At 60.3% G+C, this 17,046-nt stretch carries 13 protein-coding genes and 1 pseudogene; 6 read left to right on the top strand and 8 right to left on the bottom strand.

Annotated features, from left to right (window positions below):
* Positions 1–21: 21 nt before the first annotated feature.
* The 3 genes from AAIA72_RS00765 to phbB form a co-directional block, all read right to left on the bottom strand.
* Entirely contained in the window at positions 22–1,929 is a 1,908-nt protein-coding gene (locus tag AAIA72_RS00765) for an SDR family oxidoreductase (protein WP_369601556.1), read from the bottom strand.
* Positions 1,887–2,012 (bottom strand): NAD-dependent epimerase/dehydratase family protein, encoded by a 126-nt coding sequence (locus AAIA72_RS00760; RefSeq protein WP_369601555.1) that lies wholly within the window; start codon positions 2,010–2,012, stop codon positions 1,887–1,889. The genes AAIA72_RS00765 and AAIA72_RS00760 overlap by 43 nt, the downstream gene beginning before the upstream one ends.
* A gap of 257 nt (positions 2,013–2,269) precedes the next feature.
* Positions 2,270–3,025 carry an acetoacetyl-CoA reductase gene (gene phbB / locus AAIA72_RS00755; protein WP_369601554.1) on the bottom strand — a complete coding sequence of 252 codons (756 nt, stop codon included), beginning with the start codon at positions 3,023–3,025 and terminating at the stop codon, positions 2,270–2,272.
* A 215-nt stretch (positions 3,026–3,240) separates the two neighbouring features.
* On the opposite strand from phbB, the gene AAIA72_RS00750 reads away from it, so the two are divergent.
* Both AAIA72_RS00750 and AAIA72_RS00745 read left to right on the top strand, forming a co-directional pair.
* Complete coding sequence (locus tag AAIA72_RS00750; RefSeq protein ID WP_369601553.1) at positions 3,241–3,516, top strand: hypothetical protein; 276 nt, start codon at positions 3,241–3,243, stop codon at positions 3,514–3,516.
* 151 nt (positions 3,517–3,667) lie between these two features.
* Positions 3,668–6,436, top strand: a complete 2,769-nt coding sequence (locus tag AAIA72_RS00745; protein WP_369601552.1) for an insulinase family protein — start codon at positions 3,668–3,670, stop codon at positions 6,434–6,436.
* Between the two features lie 28 nt (positions 6,437–6,464).
* Here the strand turns inward: AAIA72_RS00745 and sbcB are convergent, their stop codons facing one another.
* Complete coding sequence (sbcB, locus tag AAIA72_RS00740; RefSeq protein ID WP_369601551.1) at positions 6,465–7,910, bottom strand: exodeoxyribonuclease I; 1,446 nt, start codon at positions 7,908–7,910, stop codon at positions 6,465–6,467.
* A gap of 205 nt (positions 7,911–8,115) precedes the next feature.
* On the opposite strand from sbcB, the gene AAIA72_RS00735 reads away from it, so the two are divergent.
* Positions 8,116–8,712, top strand: a complete 597-nt coding sequence (locus AAIA72_RS00735) for a hypothetical protein (RefSeq protein WP_369601550.1) — start codon at positions 8,116–8,118, stop codon at positions 8,710–8,712.
* 15 nt (positions 8,713–8,727) lie between these two features.
* Here the strand turns inward: AAIA72_RS00735 and AAIA72_RS00730 are convergent, their stop codons facing one another.
* From AAIA72_RS00730 to AAIA72_RS00720, 3 genes and pseudogenes are all read right to left on the bottom strand, one after another.
* Complete coding sequence (locus AAIA72_RS00730; protein ID WP_369601549.1) at positions 8,728–9,351, bottom strand: L-threonylcarbamoyladenylate synthase; 624 nt, start codon at positions 9,349–9,351, stop codon at positions 8,728–8,730.
* Between the two features lie 130 nt (positions 9,352–9,481).
* Positions 9,482–9,673, bottom strand: a pseudogene (locus AAIA72_RS00725) (BolA family protein); the annotation flags it as partial.
* Between the two features lie 116 nt (positions 9,674–9,789).
* Positions 9,790–10,941: a hypothetical protein gene (locus tag AAIA72_RS00720; RefSeq protein WP_369601548.1), complete on the bottom strand. Its 1,152-nt coding sequence runs from the start codon at positions 10,939–10,941 to the stop codon at positions 9,790–9,792.
* Between the two features lie 456 nt (positions 10,942–11,397).
* On the opposite strand from AAIA72_RS00720, the gene AAIA72_RS00715 reads away from it, so the two are divergent.
* From AAIA72_RS00715 to AAIA72_RS00705, 3 genes are read left to right on the top strand one after another with little or no spacing between them, the layout of a single operon-like run.
* Entirely contained in the window at positions 11,398–12,090 is a 693-nt protein-coding gene (locus tag AAIA72_RS00715; RefSeq protein WP_369601547.1) for a response regulator transcription factor, read from the top strand.
* Positions 12,080–13,660 carry a FecR domain-containing protein gene (locus AAIA72_RS00710; RefSeq protein ID WP_369601546.1) on the top strand — a complete coding sequence of 527 codons (1,581 nt, stop codon included), beginning with the start codon at positions 12,080–12,082 and terminating at the stop codon, positions 13,658–13,660. The genes AAIA72_RS00715 and AAIA72_RS00710 overlap by 11 nt, the downstream gene beginning before the upstream one ends.
* Before the next feature lie 7 nt (positions 13,661–13,667).
* Positions 13,668–16,238, top strand: coding sequence for a CHASE2 domain-containing protein (locus AAIA72_RS00705; RefSeq protein WP_369601545.1), 2,571 nt, complete (start codon positions 13,668–13,670; stop codon positions 16,236–16,238).
* Here the strand turns inward: AAIA72_RS00705 and AAIA72_RS00700 are convergent.
* Positions 16,206–17,045, bottom strand: a complete 840-nt coding sequence (locus AAIA72_RS00700; RefSeq protein WP_369601544.1) for a hypothetical protein — start codon at positions 17,043–17,045, stop codon at positions 16,206–16,208. The genes AAIA72_RS00705 and AAIA72_RS00700 overlap by 33 nt on opposite strands.
* Position 17,046 lies beyond the last annotated feature (1 nt).

The following is a 17,046-nucleotide window of genomic DNA, read 5'->3' as shown; positions in this document are numbered from 1 at the left end:
GGCCCTTCCGGGACCAAGCGATTACCAGTGTATCCCGCGCATGAGCGCTGCAAATGCCACCTGCTCTGCACTCATCTGCGGTTTCTGTTCTCCGTCCTTGGCACCTTTCGCTGCCGGTGAATCCGGGAACATTTTGTACCCCGTGTTCATGATGATCTCACCGACCTTGGGCGCCAGGGCATGGATCACGGCCGCGGTGATACCCAGCCGCGTGGCAATCCGCTTGGGTTTGCTGATGATGGCCTGCGCCACGAGATCCGCGGCTTCCTCGGGGGTCAGCGTCGGCACATAGTCATAGATCTTTGTGGGACTGATCATCGGCGTACGAACGAGCGGCATGTTGATGGTGGTAAAGGTCACATGCCGGTCAGACCACTCGGCCGCCGCACAGCGGGAGAACGCATCCAGCGCTGCCTTGGACGCCACGTAGGCGGAGAACCTCGGTGCGTTGGTCAGCACACCAATGGATGAAATGTTGACGATATGCCCCTTGCGGCGCGCCAGCATGGTCGGCGCAAAGCCCATGATCAGCCGAACGGAGCCGAAGTAGTTGAGCTGCATGGTGCGCTCGAAATCGTGGAAGCGGTCAAAGGTCAGCACCAGTGAGCGGCGGATGCTCTTGCCGGCGTTATTGATCAGGTAATCCACATGGCCATGGTCCTTGAGCACGGCCTGCACGAAGCGATCCGCATCTTCCAGGTTGGAGAGATCCACCGGATAGGCATACACTTCTCCACCCAGCTCTTCCAGCTCCTTCTTGGTGGCTTCGAGCTTTTCGGGTGTGCGCGCACCAATCACCACTTTGGCACCGGCCTCGGCCAGCTTGCGTGCCGTGGCCAGACCAATGCCCGACGTGGCCCCGGTCACCACGCAGACCTTGCCTTCTACGGCACCACGCAGGGTACGATCCTTGAACAGATCCGGGTCGAGGTGACGCTCCCAGTAATCCCAGATGAAACCCGCATAGTCAGGCAGGCGCGGGCATTCGATGCCCGTCCCCTTGAGCAGGCGTTCGGTTTCACGTGCATCAAAGCGCGTGGGGTAGTTGATGAACGACAACACTGACTCGGGAATGCCCAGATCCGTCAGCACGGCATGCTTGAGACGCTGCACCGGCGGCATGCGGGTGAGGGTCTGGCGAATCATGGGTGGAATGAAACCGAACATGCGCGAATCAAGACGCATGGCCATCTTGGGTGCATGGCCGGCCTCGCAGAAGATGTTCAGGACTTCGCCCACCTTGTAGGGATCCGGGTCTGTCAGGTGGAATGCCTTGCCATCCTCGCCTTCCACGTGGGCGATATGGTCCATGGCATCCACCACGTAATCCACGGGCACGATGTTCAGGCGGCCGCCTTCGATACCGATGGTGGGCATCCACTGGGGCAGTGCATTGCGGATCTTCTGGATCAGCTTGAAGAAGTAGTACGGCCCGTCAATCTTGTCCATTTCACCGGTCTTGGAGTGACCGATGACCATGCCGGGACGATAGACGCGCCAGGGAATGCTGCACTCCTCGCGCACGACTTTCTCGGATTCGTGCTTGGTGCGCAGGTAGGGATGGTCCAGCTTTTCCGCTTCCTCGAACATGTCCTCGCGGAAAATGCCCCGGTAGAGGCCGGCGGCCGCGATGGAGCTGACGTGCTGAAAATGCTTGGCCTGGATGTCTTCCGCCAGCCTGACCGCCTGACGCGTACCTTCCACATTGGCCTTTTCCTGAGTTTCGGCATCGGCGGACAGGTCGTAAACGGCAGCAAGATGGAAGAAGTGATCCACATTACCGCGCAGGGCTTCACGATCCGCTTCGGAAACCCCCATGAGGGGTTGTTCCAGATCCCCGATCACGGCCTTGACCTGATCGTCGCTGGCATTCCAGCGTTCCTTTTTCAGCTGCTCGAGCTTGGGGAGGCTGGCTTCGCGGACCAGCACATGGACAGTACCCCCCGGGCAAGCAGCTTGGGGACAAGAAAGCGACCGATAAAGCCTGTTCCACCGGTGACAAAATAATTCATGTTGGCTCCGTTCCTGGTGTTGATGATATTCACTTATTTCTAGGTCAAAGTCAGCGCTATGGCAAACCTACCTTTGACTATTGTTGTGATCGTCCATTATTTGAACGATACAAAAGTTTACACAGAACACGTACAAAACGCATGAACTTTATTAGAGCAAAGGCTCGGAGCCGGACAGAGCGACTAACGCCATTTATTATCTTTTATGTCGCCGCGCCGGTTCCGGCGCGGCTCCGCATCGAGATGTGCAGGAGAAGTCAGGCGTGCATGTGCTGCCCGCCATTGACGGAAAGGTTTGCGCCGGTCATGAAGCCAGCCAGCGGCGAGGCCACAAAGGACACCGCATGCGCAATTTCCTCCGGCTTGCCAAGGCGTCCCATGGGGATTTGAGCAATGATGGCTTCCCGCACCTTTTCGGGTACGGCCATGACCATCTGCGTCGCAATATACCCCGGTGAAATGGTGTTGACGGTAATGCCCTTGCGTGCCGTTTCCTGGGCCAGTGCCATGGTAAAGCCATGCACCCCGGCCTTGGCCGCAGAATAGTTGACTTGCCCGAACTGCCCCTTCTCGCCATTGATGGAAGAAATGTTGATGATTCGCCCGAATCCCTTGTCCAGCATGACCGGCAGGAATTGCTGAGTCACATTGAACAGGCTGTCCAGATTGGTGCGAATGACTGCGTGCCATTGCTGTGGCGTCATTTTCTTCATGACTGCGTCACGGGTGATACCGGCGTTGTTGACCAGAACCGTGACCGGTCCGAAGGTTTCCAGAATGAGGCGACCGGCGCGAACGCAGTCGTCCCAACTTGCCACATCCATCTGGACGATATCGATGTTGTGCCCCAGCTCCTGCTGCTCGGCCTGCCACTGACGGGCGATGGCTTCCCGTTCAGGCGAGCTGTAAGTGGCAATGACGTGATAACCATCCTCATCCAGACGCTGACAGATTGACGTTCCGATACCACCGGTGCCACCGGTAACCAGTGCAATGTTGCGAGATGTTTCCATGTGGGCTTTCTCCCTGAAGCCTTGATATTGAGACGCATACAGTGTCGATGCGCGGCATGACTGAATCGTGACATGCTTTCGACATCAACCCCTCCACGATTCGGGTCAAAGCGTACCAATTTGAACACTTTTCAGACAGTACACCTTGGCATAATGGCGTGGAGCAGGGTCTGTGTTACAATCGGCGGCTCGGACGCCGGGAGCTCAGGGAGCACATGAATAACGACGAACGTTACATCGAGATTGTCAGGGCGTGCCTCAGGGCCCTGAATGCCACCGTACGGGGTGAATCGGACCGGACTGCAGCCATCGAGTCGGCCTACCGTGCCATTGATGATGCCTTCTCGGCCCAGTTCAAGGATTACCAACAGTTAATCGCGGAACTGACCCAAACCCTGAATACTATTGCGCACACCACGGATGCAGCCCAGGCACGTGCACTGGCTCAGGAAGCACTGCAGAAACTCGGCGGCGGACAGGCCGCACACTAGCCTTTGGCGCGCCTGCATGCGGCAGCGCACACTGCGTCCGGAGCGACTACACTTCAATCAGGAGCCTGACATGAACCGGATGCGCTGGGTGATCAGCCTTGTTCTGATCATGATGACTGCGTCATGCACCATGCTCAACAACAGGAGCCCTATGTCCACTGATGGTCAGATCATTACAAGCCCCAACGATGAGCGTGCCTACCGTCCGCTGACGCTGGACAACGGCCTTCAGGTACTGCTGGTTTCCGACCCGCAGGCTGAAAAGGCCTCTGCAGCCATGGATGTGGCGGTGGGCAGTCAGGATGATCCGCCGGGGCGCGAGGGGCTGGCACATTTTCTTGAGCACATGCTGTTTCTGGGAACGCAAAAGTATCCGGAGGCCGGCGAATATCAGGCGTTCATCAACCAGCACGGTGGCAGCCACAATGCCTTCACTGCGGCGAACCACACCAACTATTTCTTTGATGTGGATGCCGATTATCTGGAACCGGCGCTGGATCGTTTTGCTCAACAGTTCGTGGCGCCCTTGTTCAATCCGGAATATGTGGAACGGGAAAAGAACGCGGTCCATTCGGAGTACACCAGCAAGCTGAAAGATGACGGACGCCGCCTGTACGCGGTACTGAAGCAGGCCCTGAATCCGGCACATCCGGTGGCACGTTTTGCAGTCGGCAATCTGGACACCCTGGCGGACAGGCCGGGACACCCAGTCCGCGACGACCTGCTGGCATTCTACCGGACCCATTACAGCCCCGAGAACATGCGCCTCGTGGTCTATGGCAACCAGTCTCTCGACACACTGGAGCAGTGGGTACGCGAGAAATTTACACCGGTTCCGGTGCAGCCGCTGGCACAGCGCAATCCGCTGCCCCCGTTGCTGCGCGCCGAAGACACCGGCAGGCTGGTACAGCTGAAGCCGGTGCAGGACCGCCGGTCCCTGACGCTGCTGTTCCCGGTTCCGTCCTCACGCCCCTACTATCGCAACAAGCCCCTGTACTATCTGACCAATCTCATCGGCCATGAAGGCGAAGGCAGCCTGCTTTCCTGGCTCAAGCGGCAGGGGCTGGCAGAGGGGTTGTCCGCCGGCACCTTCATGGATGATGGTCATCAGAGTCTGCTGAGCATTTCCATCAAGCTCACCCGGGAGGGCCGGGCCCGCTATCAGGAGGTGATCCAGGCCACGGAACACCTGCTGGACATGATCCGGCAACAGGGTATCGAGCGCTGGCGTTTTGAAGAACAGCGCAAGATGCTGGATATCGCCTTCCGCTTCCAGGAGCGATCCCAGCCCATCCACTTTGCCAGCAGCGTGGCGGGCCGCATGAATCTGTTTCCCCTGCCCCATGTTCTGGCCGCCCCCTACATGATGGATCAGTACGACGAGCAGTTGCTGCATGCGTACACGCAGGCCCTGCGCCCGGACAACATGCTGGCGGTACTGGTGGCACCGGATGCGGAAACGGACAGGACGGAGCCTTGGTATCAGGTGCCGCACAGTATCCGTGCCCTGCCCGAAATGACGGATTCAGCGCAGTATGCTGATCTTCACCTGCCGGCACCCAACGCCTTCATTCCCGATTCGGTGGACTGGGCACCCGGAGAAGATCAGCCTCATCCCGTCAAACTGGTCAGTGAGCCGGGACTGGAAGCCTGGTGGGCGCATGATCTGAGCTTCAAAACCCCCAAGGCCAGCTTTTATGTGAGCATTCGTTCGCCGGTGGTGAACGACTCTCCGGCACACTTTGTGGCGGCACAACTGCTGGTGGATCTGGTTCGCGACCAGCTCAACGAGTACGTGTACCCCGCCTATCTTGCCGGTCTGGAGTTCCGTCTCTACCGGCACATGCGCGGCATGACACTGCGTATCGACGGTTACAGCGAAAAACAACCGGTATTGCTCGACAAGGTGACGGCAACATTGCGGCACCCGGTCATCCGCCCGGAGCGGCTGGCACAGTTCAAGGAGGACCTGGCCCGTCAACTGCGCAATCAGGAGCTGAACAAACCCTTCGAGCAGCTCGTGGCCCACAGCCGCAACTGGATGATGAAGCCGTACTGGAACAACCGGGAGCAGCTTGCTGCGCTGGAAACCATCACACCGGCGTACATGGCCGACTACGCTCAGGCGGTTTTCGCAAAAGTGGATCTCGTCACCCTGGGTCTCGGCAACATGGATGAAGCCACCGCCCGCGCACTGAACGATGTGGTGCGTACCCGGTTCGTGAAGACGGCCGAAGCGACCGCAGAGGTTCCCCGCTCCCGGGTCGTCAGGCTTCCGGCTGCCGTGTTTGCCACCCAGAAGGTGGTGACACATCCCGACACCGGCTATCTCTACTATGTTCAGGGGCAGGACAAGTCCTGGACTGACCGCGCCCGCTACGCATTGATCGGCCAGATCATCGGCCCCTGGTACTACGAGCGCCTGCGCACGGAAAAGCAACTGGGCTATATCGTCTTTGCCTCGCCCTACCCTGTGCTTGAAGTGCCCGGTCTGGCCTTCATTGTCCAGTCACCCCGAGCAAGCGGTGCCGAACTCCATCAGGAGACACAGGAGGCGCTGAAGGCCTTTGCCGGGCGACTGAATGAACTCTCCGAACAGGACTTCGCACTGCACAAGCAGGCGCTGATCACGCGACTCAGTGAACGCGACAAGACCCTGGAGCAACGGGCCGACCGTTACTGGACGGAGATCGACCAACAGCACGAACAGTTCGACTCGCGCCAGCAACTCATTCAGGCAATTGAAGGGTTATCCCGGGCCGATGTGATCGAGACCTTCCGCAAGCGGGTTGCGGATCAACCAGCCGCAATGTTGCTGACCTCACGCCATGAAGACGACTCGCCCTGGCGACCGGCCGATGCACGGCCACTGCCCGACAAGGGGGAGTGGCAACAACAGCAGGATTGGTTCACGCCCTGAGAGAGGTCTGTCCTGCCCGCGCCAATGATCAGAGGGCGGGCAGGATGGACTGGCCGTATATGATGAGGTTTTCCAGGATTTCCCGATCCCGGGCGCTGCAATCGGGGCGGGCCATGAGACGCTGGATTTCCGCAAAATAGCGTTCAAAGGTCAGGTAGCGGGAATCCGGATCCGTCAGCTTGGTATAGCGATAGCGTTCCCAGCGCTCGCGTTCCTCCGAGTTCAGGGTCTCGGGATAATTGCGTGCTCTGAACCGGAAAAACAGCGTCTTCAGCCGATCGTCCGAAAACTTCACATCAAGTTCACCCAGCAGTTCCGGCGGCTGTCGATGCACTTCCTGCATAAGCTTCCGGTCGCTGTCCGGCCAGAATCCCTGATAAAGCGCAACATCTGCGTCATCATCCGTGCTCTCCGGCGGCGATTCAAAAACAGCTTTCAGCACATCCTGTACCTTGTCCGCCACTTCCCTGACCTGAGCCAGATGGGTTCTCAGTGTTGCACCGTCCAGACCAAACCCGGCCAGACGCGCAGGATCCGTCCCCTTCACGACACCGGACGGCGCCAGTATGGGACTCTTGTTGAGGTGCACGACCTTGATGGGCAGACGGGTGTTGCCGTCCTCTTCCAGTGTGGCGCGATCTGAAAACAGGCGGTATCGGAGCGTTTCTGCATCCATGTCCACCAGCTCAGCCGGGCTTTCACGCAAGTCCCAGACAATGAGTCCGTTTTCGTTGACCGGATGCCACATCAGCGGCGCAACCAGGGCACAGCAGCCCTTTTCCGTGCCATACATGCCGGACACGTGGAGCAGCGGCTTGCGGCTCTGCAGGTCAACCAGGGATCTGAGCGCATGCTTGGAGCGGTGGTCGAAAGCCCACTGATAAAGGCGCGGCTGACGCGCCTTCAGCAAACGGGCCATGGCCAGCGTTGCTTCCACATCGGACATGGCATCATGGGCTGAGGCATGATCAATGCCGTTGGCGGCAGTCAGCAACTCCAGCCTGAAACTGGGCTTTCCATCCTCCCCCTTGGGCCAGACGATCCCTTCCGGGCGCAGCGCCCACGCCAGACGCAGGACATCGAGCAAATCCCAGCGGCTGTTGCCGTTCTGCCACTCTCGCGCATAGGGATCATAGAGATTGCGATAGAGTGTGTGGCGCGTGACTTCATCATCAAAGCGAATGTTGTTGTAGCCGGCACCACAGGTCTCCGGCACCCGGAAGGCTTCGTCTATCCGCGCAATGAACTGATCTTCCACCAGCCCCTTGCTCTGAGCCTCCTGGGGTGTGATCCCCGTGATCAGGCAGGCGACGGGTGCGGGCAACACATCGTCCGCCGGTTTGCAATACAGCACCAGCGGGTCCTCTACCGGATTCAGATCCAGGTCGGTCCGCAAGGCGGCAAACTGGGCCGGCCGGTCCCGGCGGGGATCCTGGCCAAAGGTCTCGTAATCATGCCAGAGGATAGTCTGCACAAAAGCTCTCCTGTTCGATCGCTGGCAGTCTACCGCAACCGCGCCCGCCTTTCATCCCGCGACATGCCGGCAGGTGCTCCGGGGAGACACCAGCGAAGCCTGTCATCGTCGTCTCCGCATGCCCCGCCCGGTGTCGGTTTCTTGTCGCCTCCGGCGGGCACGCCTTTTGCTTGAAAAATCACAACGTAATGGACAGAGGTGTGTCATGAGTCTGATTCAGACCCTGATCAACAAGGGATATCACGCTTATCAGCAGTTGCGTGAACAGCAGTCGCCGGTTCAGCCCGCCGCGCCGGACCCGGCCGGCCCCATGGAATCCGGCGATGCGGATACCCCGGTCAGTCTGTCACATTTCAACGCGGGTCCCGCTGCATCACCCCGCCCGAAACCGGAGCAGGCCATTCGCACCTGGCAACGGGAAATCGGGCAAGCCATTGCATCCCTGCAGACCGTGCTCAGGCAAAAGGTTGCCGAATATCAGCTGCCGGAAGGGACAGATCTCAACGTGCGGCCGGAGGGCGGGCAGATTATTGTGGATGCAGCCGTGCCGGAGCCGGTCAGAAAGATGATCGAGGCGGATCTGAACAACATGCCCCAGTTCCGGGCCACCCTGCAGACTGTCTGGCAGAGCAAGCCGGCACTGGACATCATGCAGAACGTGGTACGGTTGCAGCAGGCCTACGGGACGGAGAACCGGATCTATTCCTCCGTGCTGTCCCAGCATCAGGAGTTCAATGGTTTGACCGATCTGGCAACCCGGTTCCAGCGCCTGCAGCGTGAGCTGAGCGGTCAGGCAGCCTGATCCCGGGTAGCCGGTTCACTCCTCGAACGCGGAGGTGTCTCCGGCACCCTTGCGCAGAACAACCGGTACATCTTCCACCAGACTGATGACACTGGTGGGCTCCATGCCACAGAAACCGCCGTCAATGATGAGATCCACCTGATGTTCAAGCATCTGGCGGATCTCCCAGGGATCGGTCATGGGCAACTCTTCTCCCGGAAGGATCAGCGTCGTGCTCATGATGGGCTCCCCCAGTTCTTCAACCAGAGCCTTGGCGATGGCATTGTCCGGCACCCGGATGCCGATTTGCCGGCGCTTCGGATGCAGCAGGCGTCTGGGCACTTCGGAGGTGGCCCGGAGGATGAATGTGTAGGGGCCAGGCGTATGCGCCTTGATGAGCCGGAAGTGCTGGTTCTCCATTTTGGCGTAGGTGGCGATGTCAGCAAAGCTGTCCAGCACGAGCGTGAAATTGTGCTTGTCATCCAGACGACGGATGGCCTTGATCCGATCCGTCGCCTTCTTCTCCCCAAGGGCACAGCCGAGCGCGTAGCCCGAGTCCGTGGGATAAACGATCACTCCGCCCTGTCTGACGATTTCTGCCGCCTGCCTGATCAGGCGAGGCTGGGGATTCTCCGGATGGATCTGGAAAAACTGGCTCACAGGCCGTCCCCCTTTTGCTGCCGCCTCCCATGCATTCCGGGGAGGCCGGTGCCTGCGCCAGGTCACGCCACTCGTCAGGCGTGTAGGTATGCAGCGCCAGTGCATGAATACCGCTCTCAAGGAGATGGCCCAGCTGACGATAGACCGCCTGGTGCCGCTGGATGCGCCTCAGCCCTTCAAAGTCCGGCGAGACCAGGACAACCTTGAAATGACTCTCCGACCCCGGGGGCACATTGTGCCGGTCGCTTTCATTGATCACTTCCAGGTGGGTCACCTCGAAGTTGCGCGTGAGAGCATCGCGTACGGCATTCTGTATCTGCATGCTTTTTTCCGTCAATCGTCAGACCGTTGGCGTATTGTACCTTTTCCGGCTCCGGACTGAAACGCGCACCTGTCGGGATCCGGCACACAGGCGATATGGGCTTCAACATGTAAAATTCAAGCCCGCTGCGGGCCAGACCACCGGCGGACACTCCTCCCGACGCGCCAGAGACTTGCCAGACCGATTCCAAGTAGCGTCAGCGACATGGGCTCCGGTACCGGAACGGGCGACGTCGCATCAGTTCTGAGATTGGCAATCCAGGCCTCTGACCAGCCGTTCGGGCTGCTCCCCCACCCCACAATGACCTTGCCGTCGTCAGAAATACCGTACGCCTCTCCGAGCGCCCACCCGGTCAGATCCAGACCATAGTCGGTGGCCAGGTATTCCTTCAGAGGACGCATGACTCCTGCTTCATCCCAGATCACTGCCCCCCAACCTGTTTCGAGCACCGACTCCCCAACGACAAGACTGCCATCACCGGATACGTCCCATGCCACGCTGTTTCCTGTCAACCCGTCGACGCCCAGCCCTTGCATCCCCCCGCTTTCCGTCCACCTGAACGCCTCCATCCCTTTTTCCGACCGGGACACGCCCACTACAACACGCCCGTCCGCTGAGACACTCCAGGCCCAACTGTTAAAATTATCCCCCGGCAGATCACCCAGGCCCACCATTCCCGTCGCCTCGGTCCAACGGAAAGCTTCCTGACCCGATTCAGAATATCCCGTCCCCACGACGACCGAACCATCTGCTGAAACGGCAGTTGCTCCGGCACTCAGCATACCTCCTGCCAGATCGCCGATTCCGCGCACGTTTCCATGCTCATCCCAGAGGCACGCAACCCGATTTCCATCCGAACCGCACTCTCCCACAATTACCCGGCCATCATCCGACACGTCCCACGCCTCACTTTGTAGTCTTTCGGCGGGCAGGCTGGGCAGATACTGACTTCCTGTCGCAGCCGTCCAGCGGAATGCAGAAACATTACCCATAGGTGAGGCGTAGCCTGCTGCGACCGACCCATCGCCTGAAATACCCAGTCCGAGACTCCCATGAGGGTTTTCCGCGGGATCAACCAGATACTGGATACCCTCTTCCAGCGTCCAGCGGAATGCATGATTTCCGCCCACCCCATTACTGTCGCCGACAACAGTGCTGCCATCCGCAGACACAGCCAATGCCCGGCTATAAAATATGCCCCCCGGCAGATCCCCCAACCCCATGAAAAACGGGGCAGCGTCTGCTGACATGCACAGTGCATATGTCATGGCGCACGCCAGGCCTTTACGTATTGTCCGGTTCATTGCGAAACTCCTATATCTGATCAACCCATTTCATGCTTCTGTCTACCCGGCAACTTCCCACTCCGACTGACTCTCCACGCCCAGAAGACACCAGCACTGCTGCGTTATCCGGATGCAAACCCGCCGGCATCTGGTTCACGGTCTTCAAGGCAAATCGCGGGCCCTTTCTCACGAACCCCTTGGTTTCGAGCGGCTTATTCGCAACCTGCAAACCGCCTCAGCGGTACAGCCCCAACAGATTGTCAAATATTTCGACACCCAGACAGCCAGGCATCGGAATCGCCTTTCCTCCGGTTTCTGTAAAGCCTCTCACAGGTACGTCAGGTGACGTTTTGTAACAGGCTGAATTAGTAAAGATTGACAGGCTGTGCCAGAATATCGGAAGGATAAAAAGCATCTGACTGGTTGAGGCACCCACTCATGAACATTGCATTGCTGGAAGATGACCCGGTTCAGGCCGGCCACGTACAGCAGATTCTGGAGGCGGATGGCCACCGCTGTGACTGCTTTGAAACGGGGGGCAGTTTTCTGGGTGCCGTCACGCATGACAGCTATGATCTGCTCATCATGGACTGGCAGCTGCCGGATGAGGATGGTGTCAGTGTGCTCAGGGAGCTCCGGCACCGGCTGGAGTGGCCGGTCCCGGTGCTTTTTCTCACCCAGCGCGAAAGCGAGGCGGATATCGTGACGGCGCTGGATGCCGGTGCGGATGATTACATGGTCAAGCCACCCCGGGCAGCCGAGCTCAAGGCCCGGATCCGGGCGCTGACGCGTCGCCTCAAATCCGGTGATGAAGGCGAGGAAGTCCTGACCTTCGGGCCATTCACCATTTACCGCAAACAGCGTCGGATTCTGCTCCATGGCGAATCGCTCACACTGACGGACAAGGACTTCGATCTGACCCTGTTCCTCTTCGAGAACAAGGGCCGGTTATTGTCTCGCAAGTATCTGCTGGAGCGCATCTGGGGGGTCACCAGCAATATCAACACCCGTACCGTGGATACACACATGAGCCGCCTGCGTCGCAAGCTCGGGATCAAGCCGGAGAACGGCTTCCGGATCAAGACCATTTACCAGCACGGCTATCGCCTGGAGGATGTGCATGAGGCCTGACAACCGGCATCTGGTCACATGGCTGCTGTGCCTGATGCTGCTGTGGGCCATCCCGTCGCTGGCTCAACCGAGGGATTGGGTATACGTGGCGCGCCCCGGCGAGACACTGCCGGAGGTGGCGGAACGCTTTCTCGCACCCACCGTCCCCTGGCACAAGCTCGCCCTCTACAACAACCTGCAGCGGAATGTGCCGCTGAAGGCGGGCCAGAAGCTGAACATTCCCCTTGACTGGCTCCAGCGTCAACCGGCGCCGGCTCATGCAGACAAGGTATCCGGTGAGGTCTGGATCCGGCCCAATGGTCAGGCCCGGCTACTGAAACTCGCACCTGGCCAGGCGCTCGGTGTGGGTGATGAAGTGCGTGTCGGGGCCGGCCGGGCGGAGATTCGCTTTGCGGACGGCTCCAGGCTGACACTGGACCCCAACAGCGTGGTCATTTTCAATGCCCTGACCCGCTACGCCAACACCGGGATGGTGGATACCCGGCTGCGACTGAACAAGGGCCACACCCGCAATCAGGTCAATCCCTTGCATTTCCCCGGCGGACGCTACGAAATCAGCACCCCCAATGCCATTGCGGCGGTACGCGGTACCGACTTCCGGCTTGCTTATACTGGCAACGCCACCCGGCTTGCCGTGGAAGAGGGTACGGTGGAGCTTTCCGCCAGCGGCGTACGGCATCAGGTCCCTGCAGGACACGGCATGTCCGTGGCTCAGGGCGAAGCTTCAACCTTTACCTTGCTGCCTGCCCCCGCCGGGCAGGTACCGGATGTCTTTGACAGCCTGCCCATCACCCTCAAATGGGCGGCGGTTTCCGGTGCCCGCGCCTACCGGGTCATTGTGCTGGCAGATGATGACATGGGCACCCTTCACTTCAGCGCCCGGGTGCGCGTCACCGAGGCCCGGATCGATGATTTGCCCAACGGGCGCTACATCGCCGAGATCCGGGCGCTGGATGCCCGCGACATTGAAGGCCTGCCCCTGCGTTTGGTCTTCGAGGTCCGGCGCAAGGCCGCGCCGGCCAATCTGGTTGCCCCTCAGACCAGCAGCCGGGTGATGGATAGTGTGCCCCGGTTCATCTGGCAGGTGCCCGAAAGCGGGTTGCTCGCTTCCGTGGAAGTGGCCCGGGATCCGGATTTCCGGGAAGTCGTCGCCACCACGCCTTTCTCCCTCGACAACGAAGCCGAATTGCCGGATCTGCCGGCCGGCCACTATTACTGGCGAGTGGTGACACTGGCCGGCGAAGATGAGGTGGCCCTCTCCGAAGTCCGTGACCTGGAGGTTGTCCGGGCCTTGCCACAGCCACGGATCATTGCCGTCAATTACTTTGATGATACGGTCAAACTGTTCTGGCGGCGCATTGACGGGGCAACCCATTACGTTCTGGAACTGGCGAGGGATGAACTCTTTCGCCATGTCGTGCGCGCTGACACCCTGAAACAACCCTGGGCCAGCATTCGTCTGCCACGCAATGAACGCTTCTATGCGCGGGTCAGGGCCGAAGGCAGCACGTTCACACAGCCTGCCGTGAGTGACCCGGTCGTCCTGAGCGTGCCACCGACAGCCAGCTGAGGCCACCATGCGGTCACGGGGTGCCACCACTCAACTGCCCGTTTCAGAGCGATACGTCCTGCTGGGACTGCTGCTGACCATACTTGTGGCCCTTCATTGGTCAGGTCTCACTCAGCGGCTCAACGGTCTGGTCTGGGATGTCATTCATCCGGCCATCCATGTGCAGCCGGCTTCGGACAGTGTCATTGTCGCCGTGGACGATGCCAGCCTTGAGGAAGTGGGGCGCTGGCCCTGGCCCCGGTCGGTCCATGCCCGGCTCATCCGCGCCCTGCGTGAATCCGGTGCACGCACGATCGTACTGGACATACTCTTCAGCGAGCCTTCCTCGCCTGAAGAGGATACGGCACTCGCTCAGTCCATATCGGAGCAACGGGATGTGGTGCTGCCCCTGCACATTACCCCGCCCGACAGCGCAACCCCCATGCGCGAGTGGCTGCCCATCCGCCAGTTTGCCGACCACGCTGCGGCGCTGGGGCATGCACACATCCAGACGGATACCGATGGCATTGCGCGGGGGCTGCCCCTCTACCAGGGCGTGCCCGAGCCCTGGTGGCCGGCACTGGCCCTGGCTGCCGCGCAGGTGAGCGGCTTGCGGGTACCGGCACGGCCTGGACCGGAAGAGCCCGGCTCCACCCTGATGGCGTCGGCCGAGGATTACCGTCTGATACCGTTTCTCGGCCCACCGGGAAGCATCCCGACCGTATCGGCGGCGGATGTGCTGTTCAAGCGTCTGCCCGAGGGCTATTTCAGGGACAAGACCGTTTTTATTGGTGCCACGGCCCCCGGTCTCGGAGACGTTTTGCCAACCCCGGTGTCCAGCGAGGGCTCACCCATGCCCGGCGTGGAGATACAGGCCACGGTGTACGAAGCCATACGGCATGAACGCCTGGTCCGCCCGCTGTCGCCGGGCTGGACACTGGCACTGGGGGTGTGCTGGATACTGCTGACGGTGCTGCTTTTTCCCCGCACGCCTCCGGCATGGAATCTTCCTCTGACAATCCTGCTGATCTGCGGGGTGCTGGCCACCTCGGTGGGACTGATCAACAGTGCACACTTCTGGTTTCCGCCGGCCAATACGCTGGTCACCCTGCTCCTGGCTTATCCGCTCTGGAGCTGGCGGCGCCTGATGCGCCTGAATGACTACCTCGGACAGGAAATCAGGCGCCTGAGCCATCAGCCGGTATTCACCCACCTGCGTCAGCCGGATGCCCCGGGCAGCTGGGCACAGGCCGTCATTGAACTGCTGGCTCCCCGACACTGGCGTCTGTTGCCGGCCGATCCCTCGGCCCCCAACGCCAGCCGCACTGACGCACGCCATATCCGGGTCCGTCTGCCCGATCAGCCCGACCATCTGCTCGAACTGACCTTCTCGGAAGACGATGAGGCCAGCCTGCCTGCCCGGCTTCGCCATCTGGAACGCGTGCTGTCCCCCGTACAGGGCCCGGCGAGCCCCCATACCGGAGAGGTGCTCGAAGACCGGATCACGGCGGTACGGAATGCCATTACGGCCATGCAGCAGATGCGGCAGTTCATCGGCGACATGATTGCCGGCATGCCCGACGGCATTCTCGTTACCGATGCGCTGGGGCGCGTTTTGTACATGAACACCAAGAGTGCCCGATGGCTCAGAGACGACGTGGCACCAGGCGCATCCGTTGCCCATGCGCTGCCGGAAGGCTCGGGCATGACGCCACATGCCTGGGCTGCACTTCTGCAACGCACGCTGATCCTGGGCGAAGCGGTAGAGCGGGAAGTGATCCTGGGGGACCGCGCCGTGCTGATTCAGATGTCGCCCATGCGGCTGTCAGCGCTGGATCTGGACGGAGCGGTCATCAACTTTTCGGACATCACCCACATTCACGCAGCCCAGCAGGCGCGACTGGAAACCATTCACTTCATTTCCCATGACCTGCGGGCGCCGCTGGCTTCCCAACTGGCACTGCTGGAATCCATCGCCTCCCTCGTGGACGCCTCTCAGCGCCCACAGCTGGAACATCTGCAGCAGCTGACCCGACGCAGCCTCGGTCTTGCCGATGAATTCCTTCAGCTTGCCCGGGTGGAAGCCGCGGACGAGCTGGCCAGATTCCCGTGCGAGCTGGGTGACATTCTTGACAATGCCGTGGATGCCCTCAGTCCGCAGGCCCGGCAGCGCGGAATAGAACTGCGCCTCATTGCAGACGATGAACCCTTGTGGCTGGAATGCAGCGCCGATCTGCTGGAACGTGCACTTGTGAACCTGATCAGTAACGCCGTCAAGTTTTCACCGGATCAGGGGGAAGTGGAAATCCGCACCTTGCGCCGCCCGGATCACGTGGTCATCGAGGTGTGTGACCAGGGCCCGGGCATACCGGAAGCGGATCAGGCGCGCCTTTTTCAGCGTTTTCAGCGTACCCGGCAAAGTACAACCCAGCGGGTGGCCGGTGCCGGGCTCGGACTGCGTTTTGTGGCCGTGGTGGCGGAGCGTCACGGTGGCCGGGTTGAGGTGGACTCCAAGGAGGGCGAAGGCAGCACCTTCCGCCTGATCCTGCCCTGCATCCCCTCGCGCTCAGGACTGGAGCTGCCGGATCAGTTCGCTTAACGTACGCTGCAGCTCGCGGATATTCCCGCCCGGTCCCATTTCAACCCATTTCTGGTCAGCATGCACCGGATGCCAGATCCAGCAGGTCCGGCTCACTTCGCTACAGCCTGCATTCAGGTACGGATTCACGCCATAGACCGACAGGGATTCGACATCGTGGCGCGCCGGATTGCGGGTATAGTCACTCTTGCGGATCAGTATTTCACCCTTGCGCTCCGAGACACTGACGCTGTAAACCACACCTTCATTGCGGTTCAGATGGCGAAGACGTCCCGGCAACACCGGTGCGGCCGCCAGCAGGGCATTGGCGTGCTCCACAAGAGCCGGAATCGGTGCCGATTTCAGATAGAGGGACTGAATACGTGCCAGCCAGGCCTGGGTCTCGGCCTGCTCCGGTGCAGGCAATGCCGGCGGGGCACCGGCGCTGCCCTCTGCCGCGCCGGACGCGGATGCCGCCGTTTGCTGACGCATGGCATCCAGTGCATTGAGTTCGCGCAGTGCATCCCGGTAGTGCTTGCCATCCCGTCCGGCCTCGTTAATGTAGCGGATCAGGGCCTCCCTGGCCTGCTCGTAGCGGCCAGCCTGCTTTTCCACCCTGGCTTTCAGGAAATAAAAATCCGCAGGCTTGGCAGGCTTGAGCGCCTCGAGCGCCTGAATGTCCGCTTCCGCCTCCGTCCAGGCTTTTGCTTCAAGATGCTCTTCCAGCGACAACATGAGCCGGTCCACCTCATATTCCGGAGCCAGCTCCACAGCAGTGGCCATGCCCGTCAACAGCACACCCAGTATCAGTCCCCATGCCACGTTCATT

It is taken from the genome of Thermohahella caldifontis (assembly GCF_041153465.1).
GTDB lineage: Bacteria > Pseudomonadota > Gammaproteobacteria > Pseudomonadales > Oleiphilaceae > Thermohahella > Thermohahella caldifontis.
The sequence above is the reverse complement of the archived record's forward strand: the minus strand, read 5'-3'. Positions and strand labels throughout refer to the sequence as shown.